The organism is Amycolatopsis marina, assembly GCF_900111885.1.
In the GTDB taxonomy this organism is placed as follows: domain Bacteria; phylum Actinomycetota; class Actinomycetes; order Mycobacteriales; family Pseudonocardiaceae; genus Amycolatopsis; species Amycolatopsis marina.
This window is the reverse complement of sequence record NZ_FOKG01000002.1, coordinates 341,897-366,445: the sequence shown is the minus strand read 5'-3', so window position 1 is coordinate 366,445 and position 24,549 is coordinate 341,897. Positions and strand designations below refer to the sequence as shown.

At 68.6% G+C, this 24,549-nt stretch carries 22 protein-coding genes; 11 read left to right on the top strand and 11 right to left on the bottom strand.

The features are described from left to right. Positions 1-138 precede the first annotated feature (138 nt). Both BM199_RS05895 and BM199_RS05890 read right to left on the bottom strand, forming a co-directional pair. Positions 139-1,083 carry an ATP-binding cassette domain-containing protein gene (locus BM199_RS05895; RefSeq protein ID WP_091670639.1) on the bottom strand — a complete coding sequence of 315 codons (945 nt, stop codon included), beginning with the start codon at positions 1,081-1,083 and terminating at the stop codon, positions 139-141. Beyond that, positions 1,080-2,435: an FAD-binding oxidoreductase gene (locus tag BM199_RS05890; RefSeq protein ID WP_091670636.1), complete on the bottom strand. Its 1,356-nt coding sequence runs from the start codon at positions 2,433-2,435 to the stop codon at positions 1,080-1,082. The genes BM199_RS05895 and BM199_RS05890 overlap by 4 nt, the downstream gene beginning before the upstream one ends. A gap of 217 nt (positions 2,436-2,652) precedes the next feature. Here BM199_RS05890 and BM199_RS05885 point away from each other — a divergent pair, with 217 nt between their 5' ends. Both BM199_RS05885 and BM199_RS05880 read left to right on the top strand, forming a co-directional pair. Next, a complete protein-coding gene (locus BM199_RS05885) occupies positions 2,653-3,426 on the top strand; it encodes a sensor histidine kinase (RefSeq protein WP_091670633.1) in 774 nt (257 codons plus the stop codon). After that, positions 3,423-4,085: a response regulator gene (locus tag BM199_RS05880; RefSeq protein WP_091670630.1), complete on the top strand. Its 663-nt coding sequence runs from the start codon at positions 3,423-3,425 to the stop codon at positions 4,083-4,085. Before BM199_RS05885 ends, BM199_RS05880 begins: the two co-directional genes overlap by 4 nt. On the opposite strand, the gene BM199_RS05875 is transcribed toward BM199_RS05880, so the two are convergent. Together BM199_RS05875 and BM199_RS05870 are read right to left on the bottom strand one after the other, a co-directional pair. Continuing rightward, on the bottom strand, positions 4,052-4,336 hold the full coding sequence (locus tag BM199_RS05875) for a CDGSH iron-sulfur domain-containing protein (protein ID WP_091670627.1): 285 nt from the start codon (positions 4,334-4,336) through the stop codon (positions 4,052-4,054). The genes BM199_RS05880 and BM199_RS05875 overlap by 34 nt on opposite strands. Further along, the gene (locus BM199_RS05870) at positions 4,287-4,952 is read right to left on the bottom strand and encodes a HemK2/MTQ2 family protein methyltransferase (protein WP_091670625.1); all 666 of its coding nucleotides are present in this window, start codon (positions 4,950-4,952) and stop codon (positions 4,287-4,289) included. The genes BM199_RS05875 and BM199_RS05870 overlap by 50 nt, the downstream gene beginning before the upstream one ends. A 121-nt stretch (positions 4,953-5,073) precedes the next feature. On the opposite strand from BM199_RS05870, the gene BM199_RS05865 reads away from it, so the two are divergent. Further along, positions 5,074-6,432 (top strand): cytochrome P450, encoded by a 1,359-nt coding sequence (locus BM199_RS05865; RefSeq protein ID WP_091670622.1) that lies wholly within the window; start codon positions 5,074-5,076, stop codon positions 6,430-6,432. On the opposite strand, the gene BM199_RS05860 is transcribed toward BM199_RS05865, so the two are convergent. Further along, positions 6,419-6,742 (bottom strand): DUF3040 domain-containing protein, encoded by a 324-nt coding sequence (locus BM199_RS05860; protein WP_091670619.1) that lies wholly within the window; start codon positions 6,740-6,742, stop codon positions 6,419-6,421. The genes BM199_RS05865 and BM199_RS05860 overlap by 14 nt on opposite strands. 355 nt (positions 6,743-7,097) lie before the next feature. Between BM199_RS05860 and BM199_RS05855 the strand changes: the two genes are divergently transcribed. The 7 genes from BM199_RS05855 to BM199_RS05825 all read left to right on the top strand — a co-directional run bounded on the left by BM199_RS05855 (position 7,098) and on the right by BM199_RS05825 (position 16,001). Beyond that, positions 7,098-9,155 (top strand): DNA gyrase/topoisomerase IV subunit B, encoded by a 2,058-nt coding sequence (locus tag BM199_RS05855; protein WP_091670978.1) that lies wholly within the window; start codon positions 7,098-7,100, stop codon positions 9,153-9,155. Between the two features lie 62 nt (positions 9,156-9,217). Continuing rightward, complete coding sequence (locus BM199_RS05850) at positions 9,218-11,704, top strand: DNA gyrase/topoisomerase IV subunit A (RefSeq protein ID WP_091670617.1); 2,487 nt, start codon at positions 9,218-9,220, stop codon at positions 11,702-11,704. Between the two features lie 109 nt (positions 11,705-11,813). Further along, the gene (locus BM199_RS05845) at positions 11,814-13,037 is read left to right on the top strand and encodes an aminoglycoside phosphotransferase family protein (RefSeq protein ID WP_177242487.1); all 1,224 of its coding nucleotides are present in this window, start codon (positions 11,814-11,816) and stop codon (positions 13,035-13,037) included. Between the two features lie 81 nt (positions 13,038-13,118). After that, positions 13,119-13,463: a hypothetical protein gene (locus BM199_RS33195; RefSeq protein ID WP_143101775.1), complete on the top strand. Its 345-nt coding sequence runs from the start codon at positions 13,119-13,121 to the stop codon at positions 13,461-13,463. Between the two features lie 90 nt (positions 13,464-13,553). Further along, positions 13,554-13,868 carry a hypothetical protein gene (locus tag BM199_RS05835; RefSeq protein WP_091670608.1) on the top strand — a complete coding sequence of 105 codons (315 nt, stop codon included), beginning with the start codon at positions 13,554-13,556 and terminating at the stop codon, positions 13,866-13,868. Next, entirely contained in the window at positions 13,807-15,342 is a 1,536-nt protein-coding gene (locus BM199_RS05830; protein ID WP_245788176.1) for a sensor histidine kinase, read from the top strand. The genes BM199_RS05835 and BM199_RS05830 overlap by 62 nt, the downstream gene beginning before the upstream one ends. Beyond that, the gene (locus tag BM199_RS05825; RefSeq protein WP_091670602.1) at positions 15,339-16,001 is read left to right on the top strand and encodes a response regulator transcription factor; all 663 of its coding nucleotides are present in this window, start codon (positions 15,339-15,341) and stop codon (positions 15,999-16,001) included. Before BM199_RS05830 ends, BM199_RS05825 begins: the two co-directional genes overlap by 4 nt. Before the next feature lie 147 nt (positions 16,002-16,148). On the opposite strand, the gene BM199_RS05820 is transcribed toward BM199_RS05825, so the two are convergent. From BM199_RS05820 to BM199_RS05810, 3 genes are read right to left on the bottom strand one after another with little or no spacing between them, the layout of a single operon-like run. Then, positions 16,149-17,000 carry an SAM-dependent methyltransferase gene (locus BM199_RS05820; RefSeq protein WP_091670599.1) on the bottom strand — a complete coding sequence of 284 codons (852 nt, stop codon included), beginning with the start codon at positions 16,998-17,000 and terminating at the stop codon, positions 16,149-16,151. A 47-nt stretch (positions 17,001-17,047) separates the two neighbouring features. Continuing rightward, a complete protein-coding gene (locus BM199_RS05815) occupies positions 17,048-18,004 on the bottom strand; it encodes a pseudouridine synthase (protein ID WP_091670975.1) in 957 nt (318 codons plus the stop codon). Between the two features lie 4 nt (positions 18,005-18,008). Further along, positions 18,009-19,514 carry a dihydrolipoyl dehydrogenase family protein gene (locus BM199_RS05810; RefSeq protein ID WP_091670596.1) on the bottom strand — a complete coding sequence of 502 codons (1,506 nt, stop codon included), beginning with the start codon at positions 19,512-19,514 and terminating at the stop codon, positions 18,009-18,011. A gap of 262 nt (positions 19,515-19,776) precedes the next feature. Here BM199_RS05810 and BM199_RS05805 point away from each other — a divergent pair, with 262 nt between their 5' ends. Next, a complete protein-coding gene (locus BM199_RS05805) occupies positions 19,777-20,625 on the top strand; it encodes an SAM-dependent methyltransferase (RefSeq protein ID WP_245788175.1) in 849 nt (282 codons plus the stop codon). Positions 20,626-20,628: 3 nt separating this feature from the next. Here BM199_RS05805 and BM199_RS05800 read toward each other — a convergent pair whose 3' ends face one another. The 3 genes from BM199_RS05800 to BM199_RS05790 are packed head-to-tail and all read right to left on the bottom strand — an operon-like array spanning position 20,629 to position 24,376. Then, positions 20,629-21,558 (bottom strand): UbiA family prenyltransferase, encoded by a 930-nt coding sequence (locus BM199_RS05800; RefSeq protein WP_091670594.1) that lies wholly within the window; start codon positions 21,556-21,558, stop codon positions 20,629-20,631. Continuing rightward, complete coding sequence (locus BM199_RS05795) at positions 21,546-22,790, bottom strand: cytochrome P450 (RefSeq protein WP_091670970.1); 1,245 nt, start codon at positions 22,788-22,790, stop codon at positions 21,546-21,548. The genes BM199_RS05800 and BM199_RS05795 overlap by 13 nt, the downstream gene beginning before the upstream one ends. Then, positions 22,787-24,376: a prenyltransferase/squalene oxidase repeat-containing protein gene (locus tag BM199_RS05790; protein ID WP_091670967.1), complete on the bottom strand. Its 1,590-nt coding sequence runs from the start codon at positions 24,374-24,376 to the stop codon at positions 22,787-22,789. Before BM199_RS05790 ends, BM199_RS05795 begins: the two co-directional genes overlap by 4 nt. Between the last annotated feature and the right edge of the window lie 173 nt (positions 24,377-24,549).

The following is a 24,549-nucleotide window of genomic DNA, read 5'->3' as shown; positions in this document are numbered from 1 at the left end:
CGCCATGTCGAGGTGATGCGACGGAACGTGCTCGCCGAAGGCCCGCAATCGTGGGGGTAGGGCTCCGACTGGTGATGACGTGCCGGGCGTTGGGAACGGAGCCCTGGCCACGCGATTGCGGTCGCACGTTCATAGAAGTCACTGGGTCTCATCCGTGCGATGTCCGGTGAGGCTGAAGAAGACCTCGTCGAGGCTCGGCAGCCGGAGCGCGAGTTCCGCGACGGCGACGCCCGCCGCGTCGAGACCCCGCACGATCTCCGTGAAGGCGTGCTCGCCGTCGACCGGCACGGTGAGCACGCCACCGTGCGCCCGCTCGATCGTGCGACCGGTCGTCCGGGTCGCGACCTCAGCGGCCGTGCCGAGCTGCGCCGGATCCTTCGGGCGTACGACGACGGTCTGCCCGCCCACCAACTGTTTGAGTCCCGCCGGGGTGTCGTGCGCGATGACCCGGCCGTGGTCGATCACCGTGATCTCGTCGGCGAGCGCGTCGGCCTCCTCCATGTACTGGGTCGTGAGCAGGACGGTGGCTCCGCCGTCGGCGAGCGCGCGGATCGTCTGCCACAGGTCCTCGCGTTTGCCGGGATCCAGCCCTGTCGTCGGCTCGTCCAGGAAGACGACCTGCGGGTCGCCGACGAGACTGGCGGCGAGATCGAGTCTGCGACGCATGCCGCCGGAGTAGGTGGAAGCCCGGCGGCCTGCCGCATCGGCCAGCCCGAACCGGTCGAGCAGATCGGACGCGCGAGCCGTCGCGCGCGCACCGGTGAGGTCCAGCAGTTTGCCGATGAGCACGAGGTTCTCGGTCCCGGTGAGGTCTTCGTCGACGGTCGCGTACTGGCCGGTGAGTCCGACGATCCTGCGGACGCGCGCGGCGTCGCGGACGACGTCGAGGCCACAGACCGTTGCCCGTCCCCTGTCGGGTCGCACCAACGTGGCGAGGATGCGGATGGCCGTAGTTTTTCCTGCTCCGTTGGGGCCGAGTACCCCCAGTACCGAGCCCGGGCGCGCGTGCAGGTCGATGCCAGCCAGCGCCGTCGTCCGGCCGAACTTCTTCACCAGCCCTTCGACTTCGAACGCATAACTCATGCGATGCCCTCCGTTCGCACCGCGCCGCTGGGCGCGATGTTGTGGTTGCGGTGGAACACGTTGGCGGGGTCGTAGGTCTGCTTCGCCGCGGCGAGGCGCGCGTAGGTCGCGGGCGGGTAGATCGCCGCCAGATCCGCTGCGGTCTCCGAGCCCTGGAAGTTGCCGTAGACGCCCGATCCATGGGCCGCGACGGCCTGCCACGGGGTGAGCGCCTTCTCGACCTCCGCCTCGGTCGCGCCCTCCTCGAGGAAGGCGGTGGCGACGATCATCGCCTCGGCGTCGCGGTGGGCGAACGCCGTCGCGTCCGCCGGGACGCGCGCGAACGCACCGCCGAGACTCCGCAGACTGAGCACGGTGGACGTGTTGCTCCCGTGAGTGCCGGCGATCGCGGCGAGCACCTCGTCGCCGAGGGACCGGACCAGACTGTTGCGCGCCGCGATCCGCACACCGGGCGGGAGCTCCGCCTCCTTCTCGAGGATGTCCACGTACCGGGTCGCGGAGATCTGCTTGCCGGTCACCGTGCCCAGACCCAGCAACGGGTCGATCGCCTCGGCGGCAGCAGCCGAGTCGTTCCCGGAGTAACAGAGCAGGAGCATGACGGATTCCGGCATCCCGAACAGCTTCGGCGTCAGGACGAGGGTGCTGCTGAGTTCGTCCTGGGCCGATCGCATGTGGTCACGCCAGCCCCTGAGCAGGGAGACGACGTCGTCTCCCTGGTAGGTGACCGTTCCGTAGTGGACCGTGGTGACCGGCTGGGCAGCGAAGTCGAAACTGACCACGACACCGAAGTTCCCGCCCCCGCCACGAATCGCCCAGAACAGATCCTCGTTCTCGTCTTCGCTCGCGACGAGCAACCGTCCATCGGCCGTCACCACCCTGGCCGCGAGCAGGTTGTCGATGGCGAGACCGTGCTTGCGGACCAGCCAGCCGATGCCGCCGCCGACTGTCAGCCCGCCCACGCCGACACGAGCGTGGTCTCCTGCGGTCAGCGCGAGGCCGTACGGTTCGAGGAAGGCAGCGACCCGGCCCCAGTCCGCGCCCGCGCCGATCCGCACGATCCGCTCGCCGTCATCGATCATCGTGACGGCGTCGAGACGCCGTAGGTCCAGTGTCATACCGCCGACGCCCGCGCTGTGCCCGAGCACGCTGTGACCACCCGATCTGACGGACACGGCCAGGTCCTGGTGTCTGGCGTAGCGGATCGCGGCGGACACCTCGTGTGCGTCCCTCGGCCGCACGATCAGCGCAGGCGTCCCCGTCGTCGAGAACGTCCTGGCGGCCTCCGCGTACCCGTCGTCCTCCGGCAGCAGGACCATGCTCCCCAGGTGGCTTCTCGGCAGCTTCTGGTTCACTTGTCGCTCCTCACATGTAGGGGTTGGCTGCGGAAAACGTTGCTTTCCACCTCATGGAGCCTGCGCGGATCGGGCGCGGATTTCGTCGTCTCCCGGACGTCTCTTGGGACTGCTGGGCGCGGGGGTGTCCGAAAGGGGGCGTACGGCGCGGGAAGTAGCGGGGAAGTACTCCGGCGGGAGGATGCAGGGGACAGGGCAAGCGCAATAGGCTCGCCGCATGCGCACTGATCGCGGATGGCGGAGGTTCTACGCCACCGGCTGGCTCGTCTCCATCGGGATCACCGCGCTGGCGTTCCTGCAGTGGCGAGCGTATGTCCGCGAGGTCGAGAACCGCGCGGAGGAGGCGGAACGCACCCGTGAGGAGGTGGCTCGCCGCCGGGCGGTCGAGGAACGGCTGCACATCGCGCGGGAGTTGCACGACTCGCTCACGCACAGCATCTCCGTGATCAAGGTCCAGGCAGGCGTCGCGGCGCACCTCGCCCGCAAGCACGGTGCGGAACCGCCGGACGCGCTGCTCGCGATCCAGGAGGCCAGCAGCGACGCGGTGCGGGAGCTGCGGTCGACGCTGGACGTGCTGCGCCGGGACCAGGACGGCAACGGCAATGGCAACGGACTCGACCGGATTCCGGCTCTGGTGCGGCGAGCCGAGGCCTCCGGTCTCGCCACCACGGTCACCGTGGAGGGCGAGGCCCGGGTGCTGCCTCCCGAGGTCGATCAGGCGGCGTACCGGGTCGTGCAGGAGGCGTTGACCAATGTCGGCAGGCACGCGGGCCCCGCGACCGCCTCGATCCGGCTGACCTACGGTCCCCGCACCCTGACGGTTCGGATCGACGACGACGGTCGCGCTTCGCAGCGGCCACCGGTGCCCGGCCACGGGCTGATCGGGATGCGGGAACGGGTCACGGCGCTCGGCGGGGAGTTAAGTGCCGAGCCACGAGCCACCCGGGGATTCTCCGTCCAGGCCGAACTGCCGATACCGGGCACCACGTGATCAGGGTCGTGCTGGTCGACGACCAGGTCCTCATCCGGACCGGCATCCGGGCGCTCCTCGACGCGGAGGACGACATCGACGTGATCGCCGAGGGCGGCACCGGTCGCGAGGGCCTGGATCTCGCCGTCGAACATCGGCCGGACATCGTGCTGATGGACGTGCAGATGCCGGTGATGGACGGGATCGAGGCCACCCGGCGGATCGTGCGCGACGACCGGCTGACCGACGTACACGTGGTCATCCTGACCAACTACGGGCTGGACGAGTACGTCTTCAACGCGCTGCGCGCGGGTGCCTCGGGATTCCTGGTCAAGGACACCGAGCCCGCGGACCTGCTGCAGGCACTGCGGGTCGCGGTACGCGGTGACGCCCTGCTCTCACCCGCCGTCACGCGGCGGCTGATCAGCGAATTCGTCGCCCGGCCGCCCGACATCCTCTCCTCCGCCGGCCTCGAGTTGCTCACCAGACGGGAGCGCGAGGTGGTCGCCAAGGTCGCGCACGGGCTCAGCAACGACGAGATCGCCGAACAGATGGTGCTCAGCCCGATGACCGTGAAGACCCACGTGAGCAGGGCGATGACCAAACTGCGGGCCCGGGATCGGGCCCAGCTCGTGGTCTTCGCCTATCAGTCCGGGCTGGTTGCGGCGCGAACCGGCTGATCCGGGCGTTCCGCACCGGAGCGCACGCGTTTGCGGTGACTGGTGTCGCAGAACGGGAAACGTTTGCTCCGCCTGCAGGCGCAGATCGCGACCAGGAAACGGTCCGAGGTGACCGTGTCCCCGTCCGGAGTGAGCAGCTCCACGGGGCCCTCCACGAGGATGGGGCCACCGGGAACGATGCGAACCCGCCGCGGTTCGCGGTCAGCGGGGCCGTTCGGTGCGGTCGGCACGGATGACCACCAGTTCCTCATGTCGCTGTCCGGGCTCGATCAACCCGGCTTCCTGCAGGTAGTCGATCCGTTCGGTGAGCACCGGCCCGAACGGCTCGACGGAACGGGCGACGACGGAGGCTTTCAACGCGGCATCGCGCAGGCTCCTGAGCGTCCCGTCGACCCCGCACAGCGAGGAGTGCACCATCAGCATCGTGCCGCCCTTCGCCAGCAGGGCCGGGGCCGCGCCGCAGAGCAGGTCCACGAACCGGCGCCCGTCCGGACCGGCGTCCCATGCGCGGGCGGAGCGGGAACCGGACCCGCCGCCCGGCCTGCGCGGGACGTAGGGCGGGTTGGCCAGCACGACGTCGAAACCTCCCAGCGCGGGCTTGGCCAGGACGTCTCGACGCTGGGCGCGGACCGGGAGGCCGCGCAGGCGAGCGTTGCACCGCGCGCTCCACACCGCCCTCCTGCTGGTGTCCACGGCGGAGACCCGGCGTGCACCGAGCCGTGCGGCGGACACGGCCACCGCCCCGGTCCCGGTGCACAGGTCGAGGACATGCGCACCGGGACCCACGTGGGCTTCCCTCAGTGCTCTGGTGAGCAGCCAGGTGTCGGCCTGCGGCCGGTACACCCCAGGCAATCGCAGCAACCACATGCGTCGAGGAGTACCTCTGCTTCTCCGCGGCAAACCGGAAACGGTGCCAGGTCCGTTTTCGACGGTCCGTTGCCGGGTATCCCCTGGAGGCGGAACAGGGCAGAAACGTGGAAGGGACCGCATGGCACAGGGGGAGGGCGGACAGATCGCGAAGTCGAGTGTGGCGGACACCGCGCGCCTCGCGGCGACCGTCGTCTTGCCGACGCTCGCCACAGGGGTGATCAAGCGGCGCCCCGCGCTGCTGCGCGGAGCCGAATGGCTCCAGGTCGACCGGCGGCCGATCGCGCTGTTTCAGCGGTTGCGCCGCAAGTACGGGGACGTACTGCTGACGCTGCCGGTTCCGGGCCGCTCCATCGCACTGCCCCTCGCCCCCGATGCTGTCGGCCGGATCCTGCATGGCTCCCCATCGCCCTTCAGCCCGGCCAGTATCGAGAAAGCGGCCGCGCTGGGGCACTTCCAGCCACACGGCGTGCTGATCTCGACGGGTGCGGAGCGCGCCGCCCGGCGCTCGCTCAACGAGTCGGTGCTGCAAACCGAGCGCCCCTTGCACGAGCTGGCCGACCCGGTGACCGACGTCGTCCGCGAGGAGGTGGACGAACTGCTGGGCGACCGGTCGACGCCGCGGGAACTGGACTGGGACGGTTTCAACCGCATGTGGTGGCGCGTGGTGCGGCGGGTCGTCCTCGGGGACGGCGCTCGCACCGACCACGAGGTCACCGACGTGCTCACGGTGCTGCGCAGGGACGCCAACTGGGCCTACCTGCGGCCACGCCGGACGCGCACGCGGGAACACTTCGAGCGGCTGCTTCACCGGCATCTCGACCGTGCCGAGCCGGACAGCCTCGCCGCGGTGCTCGCCTCGGAGACGGCGGAGACGGCGGGGACGACGGGGACGGTCGACGGGGGCGACGCAGGCGACCAGGTCGCACACTGGTTGTTCGCGTTCGACGCGGCGGGCATGGTCACGATGCGGGCGTTGGCGTTGCTGGCCACGCACCCGGACCACGCGGAACGGGCCAGGGCGGAACTGGCTCCGCGGCGCCGCGGCGCGCAGCAACTCCCGTTCCTGCGCGCATGCGCACTCGACACCGTCCGCCTCTGGCCGACGACACCGCTGTTGCTCAGGCGGACCACCGGCGAAACCCGGTGGGGCACCGGCTCACTGGCAGCCGGCAGCACCGTCCTCGTCTACTGTCCGTACTTCCACCGCGACAGCGCGCAGCTGCACTTCGCCGACCGGTTCGACCCGGACATCTGGTTGGACGGGCGGGTCGACGAGTACCCGGCCCTGGTGCCGTTCAGTGCGGGCCCCGCCGAGTGCCCCGGGCGCAACCTCGTGCTGTTCGTTGTGAGCACACTGCTGGGGGAGTTGCTCAGGAGCCACGACATCGCGGTGCGGGCAGGTCCGGAGCTCAGGCCCGACCGGCTGCCCGCGACGATCGACAACTTCTCACTGAGGTGCACCCTCACTCCGGCCTGAGGCCGCTGAACCCGCTGTCGTCCCCGCGTTCGCGACGTTCGTCTTCTTCTTGGTAACTGCGGGACACGAACCGGACGGCCAGCGCCACCGCCGAGCCCATGGCACCGAGCGCGGCGAGCATGGGTATCGCGGCGATCATGCCCACGACGAACATCGGCAGGAACACGGACAGACCGGTGATCCACGGCCACCGGCGCCTGCCGCTGCGTTCGATCTTCTCGAAGGACCGGGCAAGCTCCGGGTCGTCGTCACACAACTGCCGGTCGATCGTTTCCAGCATTCTGCGCTCTTGCTCACTCAGATGCGACATCGCTTCCTCCCGGCGTCACTGCTGTTGCCACGGGGAATACCCGATGTCCGGTTTGTCAATCACCCGCCTGCCAGCCGCGAATGGCCCTTCTGTTGGCAAACGCGCGTCACGATCGACTTGGCGGGGCTTCGACTTTCCGTCGACACTCACTATCCCGATTCCTGCGCCCCGCCTCGACGCTCGTGGGCCGCGCCGCGCGCGTTACGTTTGGGCACCAACACCATGTAGCTCCAGTTCAACACCAGGCTGTCAGTGGGTTCGGATACCCTCCAGTACGGTGAGGCGCCGGTTCGACGCCACCGGTGGGCCTGTCGCGACGGCCCACCCGCACACCACGATCTGGGAGAGCGACCCTGTGACTGCTTCTGCTGAGACCCTCTACGGGGCCGATGACCTGACTCACCTCGAGGGGTTGGAAGCCGTCCGGAAGCGGCCCGGCATGTACATCGGGTCCACCGCGAGCCGGGGCATCAACCACCTTTTCGCCGAGGTGGTGGACAACTCCACCGACGAGGGTGTTGCCGGGCACGCCACCCGCGTCGTGGTGACCCTGCACGCCGACGGCAGTGTCCAGGTGGACGACGACGGCCGTGGCATCCCGACCGGCGTGCACGCGAAGTCCGGCCTCTCCGGCGTGGAACTCGTGCTGACCCGCCTGCACGCGGGTGGCAAGTTCGGCGGCTCGGGCTACAAGACCTCGGGCGGGCTGCACGGCGTCGGCGCGTCCGCGGTCAACGCCCTGTCGCACCGGTTCGACGTCACCGTGAAACGCGACGGCAAGGTCCACGAGATGTCCTTCGCGCACGGAATTCCCGGTGTCTTCGACGGGCCGGGACCGAAGGCGAAGTTCACCCGCCAGTCCGGGCTGCGGGTGGTCCGGAAGCTGAAGCGGGGCGAGTCCACCGGTACTTCCATCCGCTACTGGTACGACTCCCGCTACTTCGAGGCAGGCGCGGGACTCGACGTCGACGAGGTGCGGTCGAAGCTGCGGCACACCGCGTTCCTCGTACCCGGCGTCACCTACGTGCTACGGCACGCCGTGGACAGCGAGATCGGGGAGGAGACGTTCCACTTCCCGAACGGCCTGGCCGACATGGTCGACTTCCTCACCCCGGCATCGGACAAGCCGGTCTCGGGAATCCTCATCGCCACCGGCGAGGGAACCTACCGGGAGAACGCGGCCGACGAGAACGGTGTCATGCGGTCCAAAGTAGAGCGAAAGGCCGAGGTCGAGGTCGCGCTCCGGTGGGGCACCGGGTACGAGCGCACCGTCGAGTCGTTCACGAACACGATCCGCAACGTGCACGGTGGCACGCACCGCAAGGGGTTCGACCGTGCCGTGCTGAAAGCCGTTCAGGATGCCATCTCCAAGACCAGGGGACTGCTCAAGCCCAAGGAGGACCCGCCCACCCTCGAGGACGTTCTCGAGGGGATGACCGCGGTGATCCACGTGCGGATCCCGGAGCCGCAGTTCACCTCACAGACCAAGGACGAGCTGTCCACGGCCGGGATCACCAAGGTCATCCAGACCGTCGTGGAGAGCCACATCAAGGCGTGGACCGAGAACCGCAGGACAAAGACCGAGGCCAAGACCGTCCTGCAGAAGGTCGTGGACGCGGGCAGGGTGCGCCTCGCGCAGAAGCAGCAGAAGGACGCGGCCCGGCGCAAAACCGCGCTGGAGGGCGCGGCGATGCCGCCGAAACTCGTGGACTGCCGTACCACCGGGGTCTCGCGGAGTGAGCTGTTCCTCGTGGAGGGCGACAGCGCGCTGGGTTCGGCGAGGATGGCGAGGGTGTCCGAGTACCAGGCGTTGCTGCCGCTGCGCGGGAAGATCCTGAACGTGCAGAAGGCGAGCCTGGGGGACACGCTCAAGAACGCCGAAATCGCCTCTATCGTGCAGGTGCTGGGCGCGGGTTCGGGACGCACGTTCGACACCTCGACGTTGCGCTACGGCAGGGTGATCCTGATGGCGGACGCCGATGTGGACGGTTCGCACATCCGGACCCTGCTGATCACCCTGTTCGCCAAGTACATGCGTCCGGTGATCGAGGAGGGCAGGCTGTACGCGGCGATGCCACCGCTGCACAAGGTCGTGACCAAGGGACGCAACCCGGAGACCAGGTTCACCTTCTCCCAGCGGGAGATGGAGGAAACGGTCGCCGAGTTCGAGAAGGCGGGCAAGCAGATCGTGACACCGGTGCCGCGGTTCAAGGGGCTCGGCGAGATGGACGCCGACGAACTGTGGGACACCACGATGAACCCGGCGACCCGCTCCGTCCGCCGCATCACCATGGACGACGCCGAGGCGGCGGAGCAGGCGCTCGAACTGCTGATGGGGGAGAAGGTCGAACCGAGGCGGAACTGGCTCGTCGAGTCCGCGGCCAGGGTCGACCGGAACGCCATCGATGCCTGACAGCGCGTCCGGGAACCAAGCCGACACCAGTTTTCTGCACGACACTAGGAGATTCCGCAGCGATGGCACGCCGTAAGGGCACCCAGACCAAGGTCAACCCGGCCGCCTTCGACCAGCCGGGTGCGCACGTGTTCGACAATCCGGTGAAGACCGAGATCGAGGACTCCTACCTGGAGTACGCCTACTCGGTGATCCACTCCAGGGCCCTGCCCGACGCGCGTGACGGACTGAAGCCCGTGCACCGCCGCATCCTGTTCTCGATGAACGAGAACGGCTACCGGCCGACGCACGCGTACGTGAAGTCCTCCAGGGTCGTCGGCGACGTGATGGGCAAGTACCACCCGCACGGCGACACGGCGATCTACGACGCGATGGTGCGCCTCGCGCAGGACTTCTCGATGAACGTGCCGCTGGTGGACGGGCACGGAAACTTCGGGTCCCCGGACGACGGACCGGCGGCGAGCCGTTACACCGAGGCGAAAATGTCGCCGGAGGCGATGCTGCTGGTGGGCGAGCTCGGCGAGGACACCGTCGACTTCCGCCCCAACTACGACGGTTCGCTCGAGGAGCCGTCGGTCCTGCCGGCGGCCTTCCCGAACCTGCTGGTCAACGGCACGTCCGGGATCGCCGTCGGGATGGCGACCAACATGATCCCGCACAATCTCGGCGAGATCATCGGCGCCGCCCGGTGGTTGATCAACCATCCTGGCGCCTCGCTGGACAAGCTCATGGAGTACGTGCCGGGGCCCGATCTGCCCACCGGGGGCCTGCTGCTGGGCCTCGACGAGGTCCGCAGGGCCTACGAGACCGGTCGTGGTGTCGTCCGGATGCGGGCGAAGGTCGAGACCGGACCGTTGGAGGGCAGCCGGGGGCGGCAGGCCATCACGGTCACCGAACTGCCGTACGGCGTCGGGCCGGAGAAGATCATCGAGAAGATCACCGACGAGGTCAACAAGTCCAAGCGCCTCACCGGGATCGCGGACGTCAAGGACCTGACGGACCGGGAGAACGGCACCCGGCTCGTCATCGAGTGCAAGGTCGGGGTCAACCCGCAGGCGCTGCTGGCCGACCTGTACCGGCTGACGCCGCTGGAGCAGTCGTTCGGGATCAACAACCTCGTCCTGGTCGACGGACAGCCGCAGACGCTCGGGCTCAAGGCCTTGCTGGAGGTCTTCCTCGCGCACCGGTACGAGGTGGTCACGCGGAGGACGAAGTACCGGCGGCGCAAGCGTGAGGAGCGGTTGCACCTGGTCGAGGGTCTGTTGAAGGCCCTGCTGGACATCGACAAGGTGATCAAGCTGATCCGGGAGAGCGACAACGCGCAGGCCGCCAAGGACGGGCTGATGAAGCGGTTCAAACTCTCGGACATCCAGGCGACCTACATCCTGGACACCCCGCTGCGGCGGCTTACGAAGTACGACCGGATCGAGCTGGAGGCCGAGCAGGACCGGCTGCGCGCGGAGATCGAGGAGCTGTCGAAGATCCTCGACGACGAGTCCGTGCTGAAGAAGGTCGTGTCGAGCGAGCTGTCGAAGATTGCCAAGGACTTCCCGACCGAGCGGCGCACCTCGCTGATCGACGGCGACCTCAAGGAGGTGCTGGCGGCCTCGAAGCCGTCCGGCCCGTTGGAGATCGCCGACGACCCGTGCCAGGTGATCCTCTCCGCCACCGGGCTCGTCGCCAGGACGGCGGCGGAGTCGGAGGAGGCCTCGGAGGCGCGCAGGCGCAACGGCAGGGTCAAGCACGACGCGGTCGCCGCGGTGGTCCATTCGACGGCGCGCGGGCAGATTCTGCTGGTCACCAATCAGGGGCGTGCGTTCAAGACCGATGTGCTGCCGCTGCCGGTGCTGCCCGAGCAGGCGGGCACCGTGTCGCTGCGCGGTGGCATGGCGGCGCGGGAGTTGGTGCCGCTGGACAAGGGCGAGCGGGTCGTCGGCATCGCGCCACTCGGTGAGCGCGGAGCGGGCTCGCCCGGACTCGCGCTGGGCACGCGCCAGGGAGTGGTGAAGATCTGTTCGCCGGAATGGCCGGTCAGGTCCGACGAGTTCGAGGTGATCAGTCTCAAGGACGGTGACGAGGTCGTCGGGGCGACCTGGTTGACCGACGGCGCGGAGACACTGACGTTCGTCTCCTCGGGGGCGACGCTGCTGCGTTACGCGGCGTCCCTGGTGCGCCCGCAGGGGCTGAAGAGCGGCGGCATGGCGGGAATGAACCTCGGTGCCGACACCGAGGTGGTGTTCTTCGGCGCGGTGAAAACGGACGATGACGAGCACGGCGAGCCGATGGTGGTGACCTCCACCGGACAGAGCGTGAAGGTGACGCCGTTCGCCGAGTACCCGGCCAAGGGCCGCAACACCGGCGGTGTCCGGACGCACCGTTTCCTCAAGGGCGAGCAACGGCTCACCGTGGCGTGGGTCGGGCCGCGTCCAGCGGGCTCGACGGACAACGGCTCCCCGGTGGAACTGCCTGAAACCGATCCGCGCCGCGACGGCTCCGGTGCCGCGCACCCGGGCCCCGACGTGGTGGGCCACCTGATCGAACGCGACTGAGCAGAGAGGCCGTTCTTCGACGGCCGGCCTCCCTGCTCCGGCGGGGAAGATGAAGACACCTTCATCATTTCCTCAGCCGGGGGTCATGCCCCACGGCGATGGTGGGGTCATGCCAACGAACACGGTTGCTCCGCCCGATCCGGGTCTCGCACTGCTCACCGGTCCAGATGCCGGTGCGATGGTGGACGCCGTCCTCGCCGCTGCCGGTGCTCGGTCCCTGCGATGGGCCCTCAAGCAGGTGGACCACCAGCCGGGGCGGGGCGCCACGGCGAGCTACACGGTCGACGTCGAGTGGGCTGACGGGGCGCGGACGCGCGAGATTCTCGGTGCGTGCTCCGGCGAGCTGCCTGCCGGGATTGCCCGAATCAGCGACGGTGCCACCGAGATCGGCATGTGGCGCTTTCCCGTTGATCCCGATCTGCCCGCACTGCCGCTGGTGCACGACCACCGGCAGGTGCGGGCACTGCTGCGCGGAACCGGTCTCGACGCCCCCGACGGGCCGGTGCGGTCCCGGCTCCGGGTGTACCGGCCGCGACGCCGCGCGGTGTTCGAGGTCAGCACCCCCGCAGGCACGGCGTTCGTCAAGGTCGTCCGCCCTCGCCATGCGCGCGAGCTGCACCGACGGCACCGGATCGCCGAGGCGGCGGGTTGCCCTGTACCCGCGGCACTCGGCTGGACCGAGACGGGAGCCGTTGTGCTGGCCAGGCTCCCCGGCCGGGGGCTCCGTGAGGGGTTGCTGACCGGCGCGATGACCCTGGATCCCGACGACGTCGTCAACACCCTTGACGCACTGCCGGCCGGATTGGCCACCGGTGAGCGCAGACGTACGTGGGGGCAGAGGGCTCCGCACTACGCCGAGGTGATCGCCGCGGCCGCGCCGTCGCTCGCGGAACGGGCTCGTGCGGTGGCGAACGCCGTGGATCACGAGGAGCCGGAGGGCCCCGACACCGCCGTGCACGGCGACTTCTACGAGGGTCAGTTGCTCATGCGCGACGGGCGGATCGTCGGCCTGCTCGACCTCGACACCGCTGGTCGTGGTGAACGGCTCGACGACGCGGGATGCCTGCTTGCCCATCTTTCCCTGCTCGCCGAACTGCGTCCGGATGCGGCACCGGACCTCGACCGGCTGGTGTCGCGGCTGTACCTGCGGTTCGTCCGCGAACTTGACCCCGCCGCACTGTCCAGGCGAGCCGCGGCGGTAGCGCTGTCGCTGGCGACCGGGCCGCACCGGTTGGGCCAGGCCGACTGGCTTGCCCGGACCGAGGACCGCGTTGCTCTCGCGCAGACGTGGCTGGAGCCGACGAACGGGTCACCCCCACGCGCGGAGAGGTGAAAAGCCCTTCATGTGAAGCGGCAGTTCACCTCATGTCCGGAAGAGATCGTGGAATCACCAACAACAGTAAGGAGATCACTGATGAAGATCACGAGGCCATGGGTAGTCGTCGGCGCAACGCTCGCGGTGGCGGGGTTCGGCACGGCTGTCGCGGCGGCGTCGGAGCCTGCTGCGCTCAACGAGCCGAGGCCGGCACCGACGGTTCACCTCGCGGACTACGAGCCCATGACGGCTGCGGACAACGTGGGGAATGACGACTCGCCAGAGTCGGCGGACTCCCCCGGCGAGTCGCCCGTCGATTCCGCGGCCTCCGCGGCTGAACTTCCGGATGGGCCGGACTCGGCTGACAGCCCCGACAGCCCCGACAGCCCCGACATCCCGGCTGACAGCCCGGACAGCCCGGACAGCCCGGACAGCCCGGCCTGACCCACCGGGTCGACAGGAGGCGAGGCGGAGATGAAGAAATTTTCATCTCCGCCTCACCTCCGTGTGCCAGGCCGGCGACACGATGGGCTCATGAAACTCGCCGCGCGGCTGACGGTTCCGCTGGCCGTCATCGCGGTGCCACTGACGGCAGCGCTGGCCAGCTACGTGCTGACCGAGGACGTCCCGCCACCGGACGTGCCTGCGCAGGTGCGGATCGGGCAGGTCGAAGGTCCAGACGGCGGGGACAGCAGGCTGGGGCCGTCCGGCACCCAGCAGTCGGAGCCCGCACCGGGCACCTCGACCATGCAGGTCGTCCCGCCACCTCCGCCCATAAGCGATGATGATGACGACGACCAGGACGACGACAGCGACGACGACGGGGATGACGACGAAGACGACGACTGAGCCGAGAACACTTCCGGTGGTCGGGAGCGCACCAGCGCGGCGGACCAGGCGACGTGGTCTGCCTGCCCGCGCCAGGATCATGGGCTGGTTGATCCTCCTGATGGCCGTGGTGCTGCTCTCGGTCGCCGTGGTCACCCGAAATCTGCTGCTGCACCAGGCCGAGTCTTCTGCGGTCGCCGCACTGGAACAGGAAGCGCGGGAGTTCTCCGGTGTCGCGGCGTCCGGTGTGGACCGGGCGACGGGCCAGCCGTTCGGCAGCGTCCGCGAGTTGCTGCGCAATCACCTGCAGCGGCAGTACCCCGACGATGACGAGGTCATCGTGGGCGTGGTTCGAAACGGCGCCGCACGGGAGGTGTTGCGGCAGGAACGGGAAGCACCGATGCGCCTGTACGATCGGCCGGAACTGCTCGATCCGATCCTGGCCGCGACCTCGACCAGTGGCAGCATCGGGACGGCAGCGGGGGAGATGCGGTGGGTGAAGGTCACGGCGACCGGCCCGGCGGGGCAGGGTGCTGAAGGCATCTTCGTCGTCGGGTATTTCATCGACCGGGATCGGGCCGAGGTCCACCGGACCATCCGGACCCTCGGGCTGGTCAGCCTGCTCGGTTTGATCCTTACCGCGGGAGCTTCTTGGCTGGTGGCCGGACGCATACTGGCACCGGTCAGGTTGGCCCGTGCGGCTGCGGCGCACATCACGGAGCACGACTTCACTCGCCGCGTTCCAGTCGAGGGCAACGACGAGTTCGCGGCGTTGGCCGAGCAGTTCAACGCGATGCTGGAACGCCTGGAGAAGGCGTTCGCCACCCAGCGGGAATTCCTCGACGATGCCGGGCACGAGTTGCGCACTCCGATCACCATCATCCGAGGCCACCTCGAACTGCTCGACCCGGTGAACGATGATCCCGACGAACGGCTGGCCGCCGTGCGGGTGTGCACCGACGAACTGGACCGGATGAGCCGCATCGTGGACGACCTGCTGCTGCTCGCCAAGGCGGAACGCCCGGACTTCGTCCAGCTGAAACCGGTGGAGGTCGCCGAGCTGACCAGCGACATCTACGCGAAGATCCGGGCACTTGGCGACCGGCGCTGGCGGCTGGAGTCGATTGGCGAGGGCAGGGTCATGTTGGACGAGCAGCGAGTCACGCAGGCCGTGGTTCAGTTGGCACACAATGCCGTGCAGCACACCGAGACCGATGGCGAGATCTTGCTCGGTTCGAGTGTTTACCGGGGCTGGGCCTCGTTCTGGATCGCCGACCGAGGCCCCGGCGTCTCCCAGGAGGACGCAGCGGTGATTTTCGACCGGTTCGCCAGAGGTAGTAACGCGAAGCGGACGTCGGGTGGAGCAGGGCTGGGTCTCGCCATCGTGCAGGCCATCGCCCGTGCGCATCACGGAGGCGTCAGGCTCGTGCCGACCTCTGGTGGCGGCGCGACGTTCGGACTCGAACTGCCGGCGCGTGGAGAAGGGGTGCAGTGAACAGAATTCTGGTGGTGGAGGACGAGGAGCGGATCGCCTCCTTTGTCCGAAAGGGACTCTCGGCCAACGGTTTCGCCACTACTGTTGTCGGCGACGGCACGAGCGCCGTCGAACTGGCCCGCGGCGGTTCGTTCGACCTGATGATCCTGGACATCGGCCTACCGGATCAGGACGGCTTCAGCGTGCTCCGGTCGATGCGTGAGGCACGAGTGAGCATCCCGGTGATCATCCTGACCGCCCGCGACTCCGTGCGGGACACGGTCGCTGGTCTGGAGGGGGGAGCCGACGACTACATGACCAAGCCGTTCCGCTTCGAGGAACTGCTGGCAAGGGTCCGGCTGCGGCTGCGCAGGGCGGACAACACGCCGGAGGCGACGTTGTTGCGCGTCACCGATCTGTCGCTGGACCTGCGCACCCGGCGTGCACAGGTGGGCGAAACGACCGTGGAACTCACGGCTCGGGAGTTCACCCTGCTCGAACTGTTCCTGCGGCACCCGGGTCAGGTGCTGTCCCGGGAGCAGATTCTGTCGCACGTCTGGGGTTACGACTTCGACCCCGGCTCCAACATCGTCGACGTCTACGTGCGCGCGCTACGTCGAAAGCTCGGTGCCGACAGGATCTCGACCGTCCGGGGAATGGGGTACGCGGTCGGCCGGTAGACGCTGGTGCAGTGGACGGGCGCGGCTCAAGTGGTTTTTGTCCAGTGGGTGGGGTTGGCTGGATTGCGCAGGGTGCGCCGAAGGCGTGCCCGAAACCCCAACACGCGTCTCTAAACCGCAAACACCCGCGCGCAGAACGCAATCACGTCAGGGCTTTCGGCCCAGTGCGCCGATTGAGCTGCTTTCCTGGGGGGTGTTCGCGTATTTGCGGCTGGCCTTGGACTCGCGCTCGTCGAGGCGCCATTCCGGTAGCCAGACCACGCCGGGCTCGACGAGTTCGAAACCGTCGAAGAAGGCGGTGAACTCCTCGCGGTTGCGCATGTACAGCTGGGAGCTGGAGCGCTGGTACTGCTGGCGGACCTCTTCGCGCTCGGTGCCGCCCTCGTCGGGAACCTCGTCCTCGGTCAGGTGTGACGAAAGCAGGTAGGAGCCCGAGGGCAGGAGGTCGCGGTAACGGGCGATGACACCGTGCGGGTCGTCCTCCGGGCCGAGGAAGTACAGCACGCCGACGACGATCAGTCCGATCGGCTTCTCGGGATCGAGCACACCGGTTGCCAGTGCCCGCTTCCAGATGTCGTCGGGCTGCCGGAGGTCGCCGTGCAGCACGGCGTGCCTGCTGGACTCGCCGTGCTTCTCCAGCAGGACGCGGGAGTGTGCCACCGCGACAGCCTCGTTGTCGACATAGACACAACGGCTGTCCGGGTTCACCGACTCGGCGATCTCGTGCACGTTGCCGACGGTTGGCACACCGGAGCCGAGGTCGAGGAACTGGGTCACGCCCTGGCGGGCCAGGTAGTGCACGCCGCGGCCGAGGAAGTCCCTGCCGGTTCTGGCGATGGTGCGCGCCTGGGGGAAGGTTTCCAGCACCTTCTCCCCGAACGCGCGGTCGATCGCCCAGTTCGCGGACCCGCCGAGGAACCAGTCGTAGATCCGCGCGGGGTTCGGCCGCTCGAGGTCGACGCCCTCGGGAACGAACTCGGGGTCCTTCGGTTCGGGCATCGGCTCTCCTCGTGCGGCGAATGATGAAAAGGTTTCAGCGATGCACGTCACTCTATCGAGTGTTGTCCATCCTGTGTGCCCGACCACCCGGCCAGGTCGGTCCACGCCTGCAGCTCGCCCGGCGACTCGAACCGCCGCGGCTCACCGGTTAGTGGATCGGTGAACTCGAGTGTTCTGGCCAGTAGTTGCAGTGGCCTGCGGAAATCGTCGAGCGGGGTTTCGTGGAGCACCGGGTAGAAGTCATCGCCGAGGATGGGCACACCGAGGTTGCTCATGTGCAGGCGGAGCTGATGAGTCCGGCCGGTCGCGGGCAGTAGGCGGTAACGCCCGAGTCCGCCGGAGTGCTCGATCAGTTCCACCGTGGTCTCGCTGTTCGGCGTCCCCGGCACCTCCTGAGCGGTGATCACGCCACGTTCCTTCACGATCCGGCTGCGCACCGTGCGGGGCAGATCCAGCGCGGGGTCGAAGGGCGCGACAGCCTCGTACTCCTTGCGCACGAGCCGGTCCCGGAACAGGTTCTGATACGCGCCGCGATACTCCGGGCGGATCACCCACATCACCAGCCCCGCGGTGACCCGGTCCAGCCGGTGCGCCGGGCTGAGCAGCGGTAGGTCCAGATCACGCCGCAGCCGCACGAGCGCGGTCTCGACAATGTGCTGCCCGCGCGGAATCGTCGCCAGGAAGTGTGGCTTGTGGACCACGAGCAGGTTCTCGTCCCGGTGCACGACGTCGATCTCGAACGGCACCGGAACCTCGTCGGGCAGGTCCCGGTGGAACCAGATCACCGAGCCGGGCACGAAAGGCGCGTCCGCGTCGAGAGGCCCGTGCTCGCCGAAGAACCGGCGCTCGGAGAACATCTCGTCGATGCGGGTGGGCGCGAGCTTGGGAATCCGGTCCACCAGGTGGTCGCGGATGGTTGCCCACGCACCCTCGGTGGGCATCCGCATTCGAGCGGGGTCGAGGCCGTCCCGCTGCGGCAGTGGGGCTGGCTGTCGGCGTCTCATCGGTTCACGCCGAGCCGCCACGCCGGTCGGCGTTGAGGGTTTCCAGCAGTCGGAGCCACACCTCGCTCGGGGTCGGGTAGCTGGGCACCGCGTGCCACAGCGCCGACACGGGCACCTTGCCGACGATGGCCACGGTCGCGGAGTGAACGAGATCGGCGATACCGGTTCCGACGAACGTCGCGCCGACGATCGTGTCCTTCGCACGGTCGAGCACCAGCTTGGCGCGCCCCGAGTAGTCCTCACGCAGCAAGAACGTCCCCGCGAGGGCGGCGAGGTCGTACTCCACGGTCTCGACGTCGATGTCCTGCTCCCGCGCCTGCTGTTCGGTCAGTCCGGCCGAACCGACCTCCGGGTCGGTGAAGGTCACCTGCGGCACGGTCCGATGCCCGGCGGCTGCCGTATGCCTGCCGTACTCGCCCAGTTCGAGCTGCTCGCCCTTGGCCCGCGCCGCGATCACCTCGCCGACGATCCTCGCCTGGTACTTGCCCATGTGGGTCACCAGCGCCCTCCCGCAGAGGTCACCGATCGCGTACAGCCACTCCCCGCCGACCCCGCGCACCGCCTGCTGGTCGTCGACGTCGACATAGCCACCGGGGGACACGCCGAGCTTGTCCAGGCCGATGTCATCGCTGTTCGGCTTCCGTCCCGCTGCCACGACGATCTCGTCGGCGGTGAGCATGGTGCCGTCGTCCAGGGTCACCTTCACCTCGCCGCCGTGGATCCTGCCGACGCCGCTGTCCCGCACGTCCTCCCGTCGTACCTCGGACATCGTGCGTTCCGCGTGCACCGTCACACCCGCCTTGCGCAACCGGTCGGCCACGAGTTCGCCGGCGAACGGTTCGTTGCCCGCGAGCAGCTGGGGACCCCGGTTGACCAACGTCAGTTCGTCCACCCCGAGCCCGTACAGCCAGGTCGCCGCCTCACAGGCGACCACTCCGCCGCCGAGGATCACCACCCGCCGGGGGATCTCGTGCAGGTTGGTCACGTCGCGGGAGGTCCATGGCAGCGCCTCGCGCAGCCCGGGGACCGGGGGGATCGAGGCCGCGGAGCCGGTGTCCAGCACGACCGCGTGCCGGGCGATGAGGGTGCGCACGGTCCCGTCAGCACCAGTCACCTCAATGGTGCGCGCACCGGTCAGCCTGCCGTACCCGCGCACGACATCGATGCCGGCGCCGAGGGCCCAGCGCACCTGTCCCGCGTCATCAAGATTGCTGACGATCTTGTCACGTCGCGCGAGCACTTCGTCGACATCGAGGCGTAGCCCTTCGACGACGGAGGCGAGGCCGGGCAGGTGCCGAGCGGTGTCGAGCACCTCGACAGGGCGCAGCAGCGCCTTGCTCGGCATGCACGCCCAATAGGAGCACTCGCCTCCCACCAGCGCATTCTCGACCAACACCGCGTCGAGCCCGGAGAACTGCGTCGCGTACTGGGCCGCGTTCTCACCCGCCGCCGCTCCGCCGAGGACGATGACGTCCCACTCCGATCGATCCGGGTTCACCGAGGCAGCCATCCGATCCATCCTCTCTCCGGCTTGCGCCGGTCACGTCCCAGTGTCACAGGGTTCGCGCGCCGACGCCGCTGGCGTCCCGGGCCGGTTGATCAACACGCTGATCAACTCAGCGTCACGGGATTCGGGCGGATTCACGATAGTGTGACGTCGTCGTCAGGTATGTCCCCAGTGAAATCGAACTGCAGTATTATCTCGTGCCCTGACCGGCTGAAGATCGTCCACGATAGGCCGAGCAGGTTGTTCTCGGAGGGAGCGGCACAACGTGGCACTTCCCGGCGGTCCGGCGCAGCCCGGATCCACCCGGTCCGACGCCGCAGGTCCCGATGCAGGCGAGGTGGACGTGGCGCATCCGAGCATTGCCCGTATCCGGGACTCATGGCTCGGCGGCACCCATCACGACGACGCCGACCGCGGGTTCGCCGACCAGATCGTGGTCTGCGCCCCGCACCTGCCGTATCTCGTTCGGGCGCAGAACGCGTTCGTCCGGAGGCTCGTCCGGTATCTGACCGACCGTGGTGTGCGGCAGTTCCTCGACCTCGGCTCAGGCGTCCCCGACATCAACGCCGCCCACCGTGTGGCCCACGAGGTCGATCCGGAGGCCAAGATCGTCTATGTCGATCTTGATCCGACGATCGCGCAGGACAGCGCCGACCTCCTCGCCGGAACCGGCAACGCGGCGTTCGTACGCGCCGACGTGCGCAGGCCGGACGAGGTGCTCGGCGCGCCCGAGGTCACCGACCTGATCGACTTCGGAGAGCCGGTCGCCGTCCTGATGATCGAGTTTCTGCTGCACCTGCAGGATTCCGAAAACCCGGCCGGACTGGTTGCCGCCTACATGGATGCGGTGCCGTCCGGCAGCTACCTCGGCATCTCTCACTTCAGCCAGGACGACCAACTGCATGAGGGGCTCACCCTCTTCAGCCGGATGTTCGGCGCACCGCCGGCGGTGAAGCTGCGCGACCCCGGCGAACTGGTCCGCTTCTTCGACGGGGTGGAGATAGTCGAGCCCGGCATCGTTCCGGTCCCCCTGTGGCATCCAGAGCCCGGCGACGAGCAGGTGCGCAATCCCGAGTTGGTGCGCGTGCACGCGGGTCTCGGCCGGAAGGTCTGAGTCTCAGGACGCCAGCAACGGGACCAGGGCGATCGACAGCTCACCCGCCAGCACCAGCAGCAGGGCATGCCTGCGCATGGCGGATGCGGTCGGTGCGATTCCCCTGGTGGCGCGGAGCAGTTGGAACACGGCGGTACCGGTGAACACCGCGTGCGCGAGTGCCCCTGCGACGACTGTGACGAACCCGAAGTGTGCCCACAGACCACCGCCGAGTAGCACCAGGCCGGACAGCAGGATCAGGCAGGACAGGACGAGCGTGCGCGGCACGCCGTAGCGGGCGGCGGGAGTGGCCACACCGCTGATCAGATCCGCAGCGCGGTCCGGGGCCGACCACCACACCGTTCGGCCGACGGCGAGCACGCTCGCTCCGGCGAGGACCGCCAGCACCCACCCTGGCAGGGTCTGGCTCACCGCACCGTGGGAGAGCAGGGACGGCAGGGCGACCACCGACAGTCCAAACGCGATGGATCCCGCGAGGCCGCGGCCCTTCAGTCTGACGGGTCGTACGTTGTAGAGCACGTGCAGCAGCGCTATGCCCAGTGCCATCGCGGCGACGATCCAGCGCCCAGTGACCACAGATACCACAATGGACAGAATGAGGCCAGCAGCCGTCTCGGTCAGCGCCAGCCACAGTGCCTTTTGCTCACCGACCCGCAGTGCTGCGGAGGAAAGGTAGGCCTTGTCCTTGTGCTGTCGGTCCGTCGGGACGTCCACGATGTTGTTCAGTGCGAGCCCGCCGATCAGCAGCAGCAGGTTTGCCAGAATCGCGAGCAGCACCGGCGGATGCAGCAGTCCCCGGACGTCGCCCGTGGCGTAACAGGCTCCCCAGGACGCGTAGCAGACATACATGACGGGCAGGGGGTGTTCGAGCCGGTGCAGGACGACCAGGTCCCCCCACAGCCCTCGTGTTGGCGTTCGCGTCAGGCCCGGCATCCCGTCACCCGCATTCGTAGCTTCGCTGACGGCGCCATCGCGTGTCCACGCAACTCGGGGACAGCGGCCCGGGGATTGACGCACTCCCAGTCCAGCCTGCCCAGCACCGCGGCCGTGATCATTCGGATCTCCAGCTGTGCGAGCCCGCTGCCGAGGCAGTGCCTGCTTCCACCGCCGAAGGGCAGGTAGCGCTGCGGACTCGCCTTGGTGTCAAGGAAACGTGCGGGGTCGAACCGGCGGGGATCGGCGAAGCTGTCCCTTCGCCGGTGCGCGAGGTAGATGCTGGGGGTCAGGGTGGTGCCCGCGGGCAGGGTCCGGCCGAGTAGCTCGGTGTCCTCGGTGAGCGTGCGGTTCTCCGCGACCGTGACCGGTGGTGCCAGGCGCAGCGCCTCCTGGATCACGGCCTGCAACAGCGGAACACGGCCGGCATCGGCACCGCCGTCGCCCGCGGCCTCGATTTCCGCGCGGACGGCGGCGGTGAGCTGACGATCACGGGCGAGGTGGTACAGCGTCCACGCCGTCGCCGATGCGGTGGTCTCGTGTCCGGCGAACAGCAGCGACACCAACTGGTCGCGCAACTCCTCGTCATCGACCTTGCCGAGCGGTCCTTCTCCGGAGAGCATCACCGCGGCGAGGGTGGGTGGCAGGCCGCCGCGGTGCACCTTCGCCTGGCGGATCAGGGACCGGTCGAGTTCGGCAGACGAGCGCGGCAGGCCGCCGCGGAGGTAGCGGTAGGCAAGCGTCCTGCGCCGGGAACCGAGTGCCCTGTCGATCCAGCGGGTGAACGGGACGAGCACGGTGTCGTTCGCGGCACCGAGAACGATGGCCGCGACGACCCGCAGCGCGATCCGTCTCGACCACGCGGGCAGCGCGACCAGCGAGCCTGCCGACAGCTCGTCCAGTGCTTCGTGGGTAATGCGGGAAATGAGTCCCTCGTAGACAGTGAGCCGCTTGCCACGCAGGGGTGGGCCCAGCGCCCGGCGGTAGGCGGCGTGGCGTTCACCGTCGGCCCACAGGAGCGAGCCCGCGCCGAACAGGGGCATGAGACTGTTGCTGCCGGGATGAAGCAGTCGCCGATCAGAGCGGAAGATCCGATCGATCGCGTCGGGGTGCCAGACGAGCAGTTTGGCGTGCGGTCCCTGGCGCAGGTCGAGCATTCCCTCCGGCAGGTCGGATCTGGCGTCCAGGAACGGCAGTGTGCGCAGTGCAAGGCGAAGTTCGACGCCGTTCAGCACACCGCCCTCCCCGCAGGCTCGCGGGCACTGCCGTCACCGTCTTCGTGCAGCAGTGCGGCCGTGCGCGGGTCCGACCTGGCCACGTGCAATGCGGCGAGGCCTTCGGTGCGCACGATTCTTGTCGGTGTGTACAGGTCCTTGTCGTGCCACAGGGCAGGATGTTCCGTCAGATCGGCGTTGGCGATCAGGAATCTGCAACCACGCGCCGCGGCCAACGCGGTCGCCTCATCGACCGGAAGGCCGGTGCGCAGGAGGATCTGCACGGCGTACGCGGTCTCCTCGTAGGTTCCCGACCAGCGGCCCCAGGACCCGTCCGGATGCTGCGTCTCGAGCACCCAGCGCACGGCGGCGGCGACCGAGGGGGCCGCGGCGGTCCCGCCGTGTTCCGCCAGCGCCACGGTGCAGCACACCGTGGCGTAGTAGGGCGAGGCGTGCCACTTGTCCGTCCAGTACCCTTCCCGTGTCTGCTGCTCCCGCAGCCAGTCGACGATGGACCGGATCGCGACACCCCGCCGCTGTACATCAACGTCGGCGGGCTCCGCCGAAGTGGCGAAGGCCTGCAGGGCATGCGCGTTCGTACTGGTCGAAGGCGTGCGTTCACCGGGAAAGCAACTGACGTGCCCACCGCCCTCCTCGGTCCAGTAAGTCCACAATGGATCGGCAGCTCTGGCCTCTCCGTGCAGTGCCAGTGCGTGCAGCGCGGCGGCCGTGTCGTCCGCGTCCGGCGGCAGTCCGTCACCGCCTGCTGCTCCTGCTTCCCCGAGCCCGTTTCGCAGGCTGTCCAGCAGACTCTCCGGAGCCAACTTGGTGATTCCGGTGCTGCCGAGCGTGCCGAGTATCCACGCGCGTTCGAAGAGGCCGAGTGGAGCGGCCACGGGAACAGCGCCGCTGTGCGGCTCCTGCACTTCCTCCAGATACCGCACCGAAGGGTGCCCCTGGCGGACCCGGTCGTCACCGAGCCAGGCGGCCGTGGCGGCGGGGGAGCAGCCGACACCACCGGATTCCGCGACGGGGACGGTCGCGTCGCGAGTGTCCGCGCCGAGAACCTCCAGTGAATGCAGCAACTTGACCGGCAGGCTGCGTCCATCGAGGACGGCGACGCGAACCCGGTCGAGCAACGCTTCGTTGGACTCAGGCGGAGGGCGCAGGCGCGCCGCGCCCCATCCCACTTCGACGCCGACCGGTGCCAGGGCCGCCAACTGGTCCAGCCGGAGGTTGATCGCCGAGACCAGGCCGGGAGCCAGCATCTCCACCGCCACGGTGTCCGGCAGTGCCGTACCCGCGCCGGGTTCGAGGTGTCCTCTGAGCCAGTGCAGTCCGCGGCCCAGCGCGCCGGCGACGTCGCCTGTGCCGCGGTCCCGGTTCGAGTTCTCGTGTTGTAGCACCGCAAGCAGTGCATCGATCGCGCTCAGCGTCGGAATCAGGGAGTAGCCCTCCGGCCCGCCCCAGCTGCCGTCGGGCCGCTGTTGGTCCAGGAGAAACCGAAGCCGCCGCCGATGTCCGCGCAACGATGGCGTGAGCGCGACCAGACGGGCCGTTTCGTAGATCGAGGGAGAGAAGTCACCGGAAGGGTCGGATCGCATATCCGCCAACAGTTTCGCGGCCGTTGCGCCCACTTGGTCGTAGTGACTGTTGCGCGAGGTCACGATATTCCCCCGTTCGGCGCCAGCATTAGGAGTAACCGGAGCAGTACTGAAAGTAGCACTGTGCTAGCGCTCAGAACACAGTCGTGGTCCGTTCGGCGCAGTGCTGGCCA

Excerpts from the sequence above, each read along its gene's own strand:
- BM199_RS05850 (WP_091670617.1), top strand. The coding sequence starts at position 9,218 with ATGGCACGCCGTAAGGGCACCCAGACCAAGGTCAACCCGGCCGCCTTC.
- BM199_RS05895 (WP_091670639.1), bottom strand. The coding sequence starts at position 1,083 with ATGAGTTATGCGTTCGAAGTCGAAGGGCTGGTGAAGAAGTTCGGCCGG.
- BM199_RS05875 (WP_091670627.1), bottom strand. The coding sequence starts at position 4,336 with ATGAGGAACTGGTGGTCATCCGTGCCGACCGCACCGAACGGCCCCGCT.
- BM199_RS05790 (WP_091670967.1), bottom strand. The coding sequence starts at position 24,376 with ATGCGATCCGACCCTTCCGGTGACTTCTCTCCCTCGATCTACGAAACG.
- BM199_RS05845 (WP_177242487.1), top strand. The coding sequence starts at position 11,814 with ATGCCAACGAACACGGTTGCTCCGCCCGATCCGGGTCTCGCACTGCTC.
- BM199_RS05820 (WP_091670599.1), bottom strand. The coding sequence starts at position 17,000 with ATGCCCGAACCGAAGGACCCCGAGTTCGTTCCCGAGGGCGTCGACCTC.
- BM199_RS05860 (WP_091670619.1), bottom strand. The coding sequence starts at position 6,742 with ATGTCGCATCTGAGTGAGCAAGAGCGCAGAATGCTGGAAACGATCGAC.
- BM199_RS05810 (WP_091670596.1), bottom strand. The coding sequence starts at position 19,514 with ATGGCTGCCTCGGTGAACCCGGATCGATCGGAGTGGGACGTCATCGTC.
- BM199_RS05815 (WP_091670975.1), bottom strand. The coding sequence starts at position 18,004 with ATGAGACGCCGACAGCCAGCCCCACTGCCGCAGCGGGACGGCCTCGAC.
- BM199_RS05835 (WP_091670608.1), top strand. The coding sequence starts at position 13,554 with ATGAAACTCGCCGCGCGGCTGACGGTTCCGCTGGCCGTCATCGCGGTG.
- BM199_RS33195 (WP_143101775.1), top strand. The coding sequence starts at position 13,119 with ATGAAGATCACGAGGCCATGGGTAGTCGTCGGCGCAACGCTCGCGGTG.
- BM199_RS05830 (WP_245788176.1), top strand. The coding sequence starts at position 13,807 with ATGACGACGACCAGGACGACGACAGCGACGACGACGGGGATGACGACG.
- BM199_RS05865 (WP_091670622.1), top strand. The coding sequence starts at position 5,074 with ATGGCACAGGGGGAGGGCGGACAGATCGCGAAGTCGAGTGTGGCGGAC.
- BM199_RS05870 (WP_091670625.1), bottom strand. The coding sequence starts at position 4,952 with ATGTGGTTGCTGCGATTGCCTGGGGTGTACCGGCCGCAGGCCGACACC.
- BM199_RS05800 (WP_091670594.1), bottom strand. The coding sequence starts at position 21,558 with ATGCCGGGCCTGACGCGAACGCCAACACGAGGGCTGTGGGGGGACCTG.
- BM199_RS05885 (WP_091670633.1), top strand. The coding sequence starts at position 2,653 with ATGCGCACTGATCGCGGATGGCGGAGGTTCTACGCCACCGGCTGGCTC.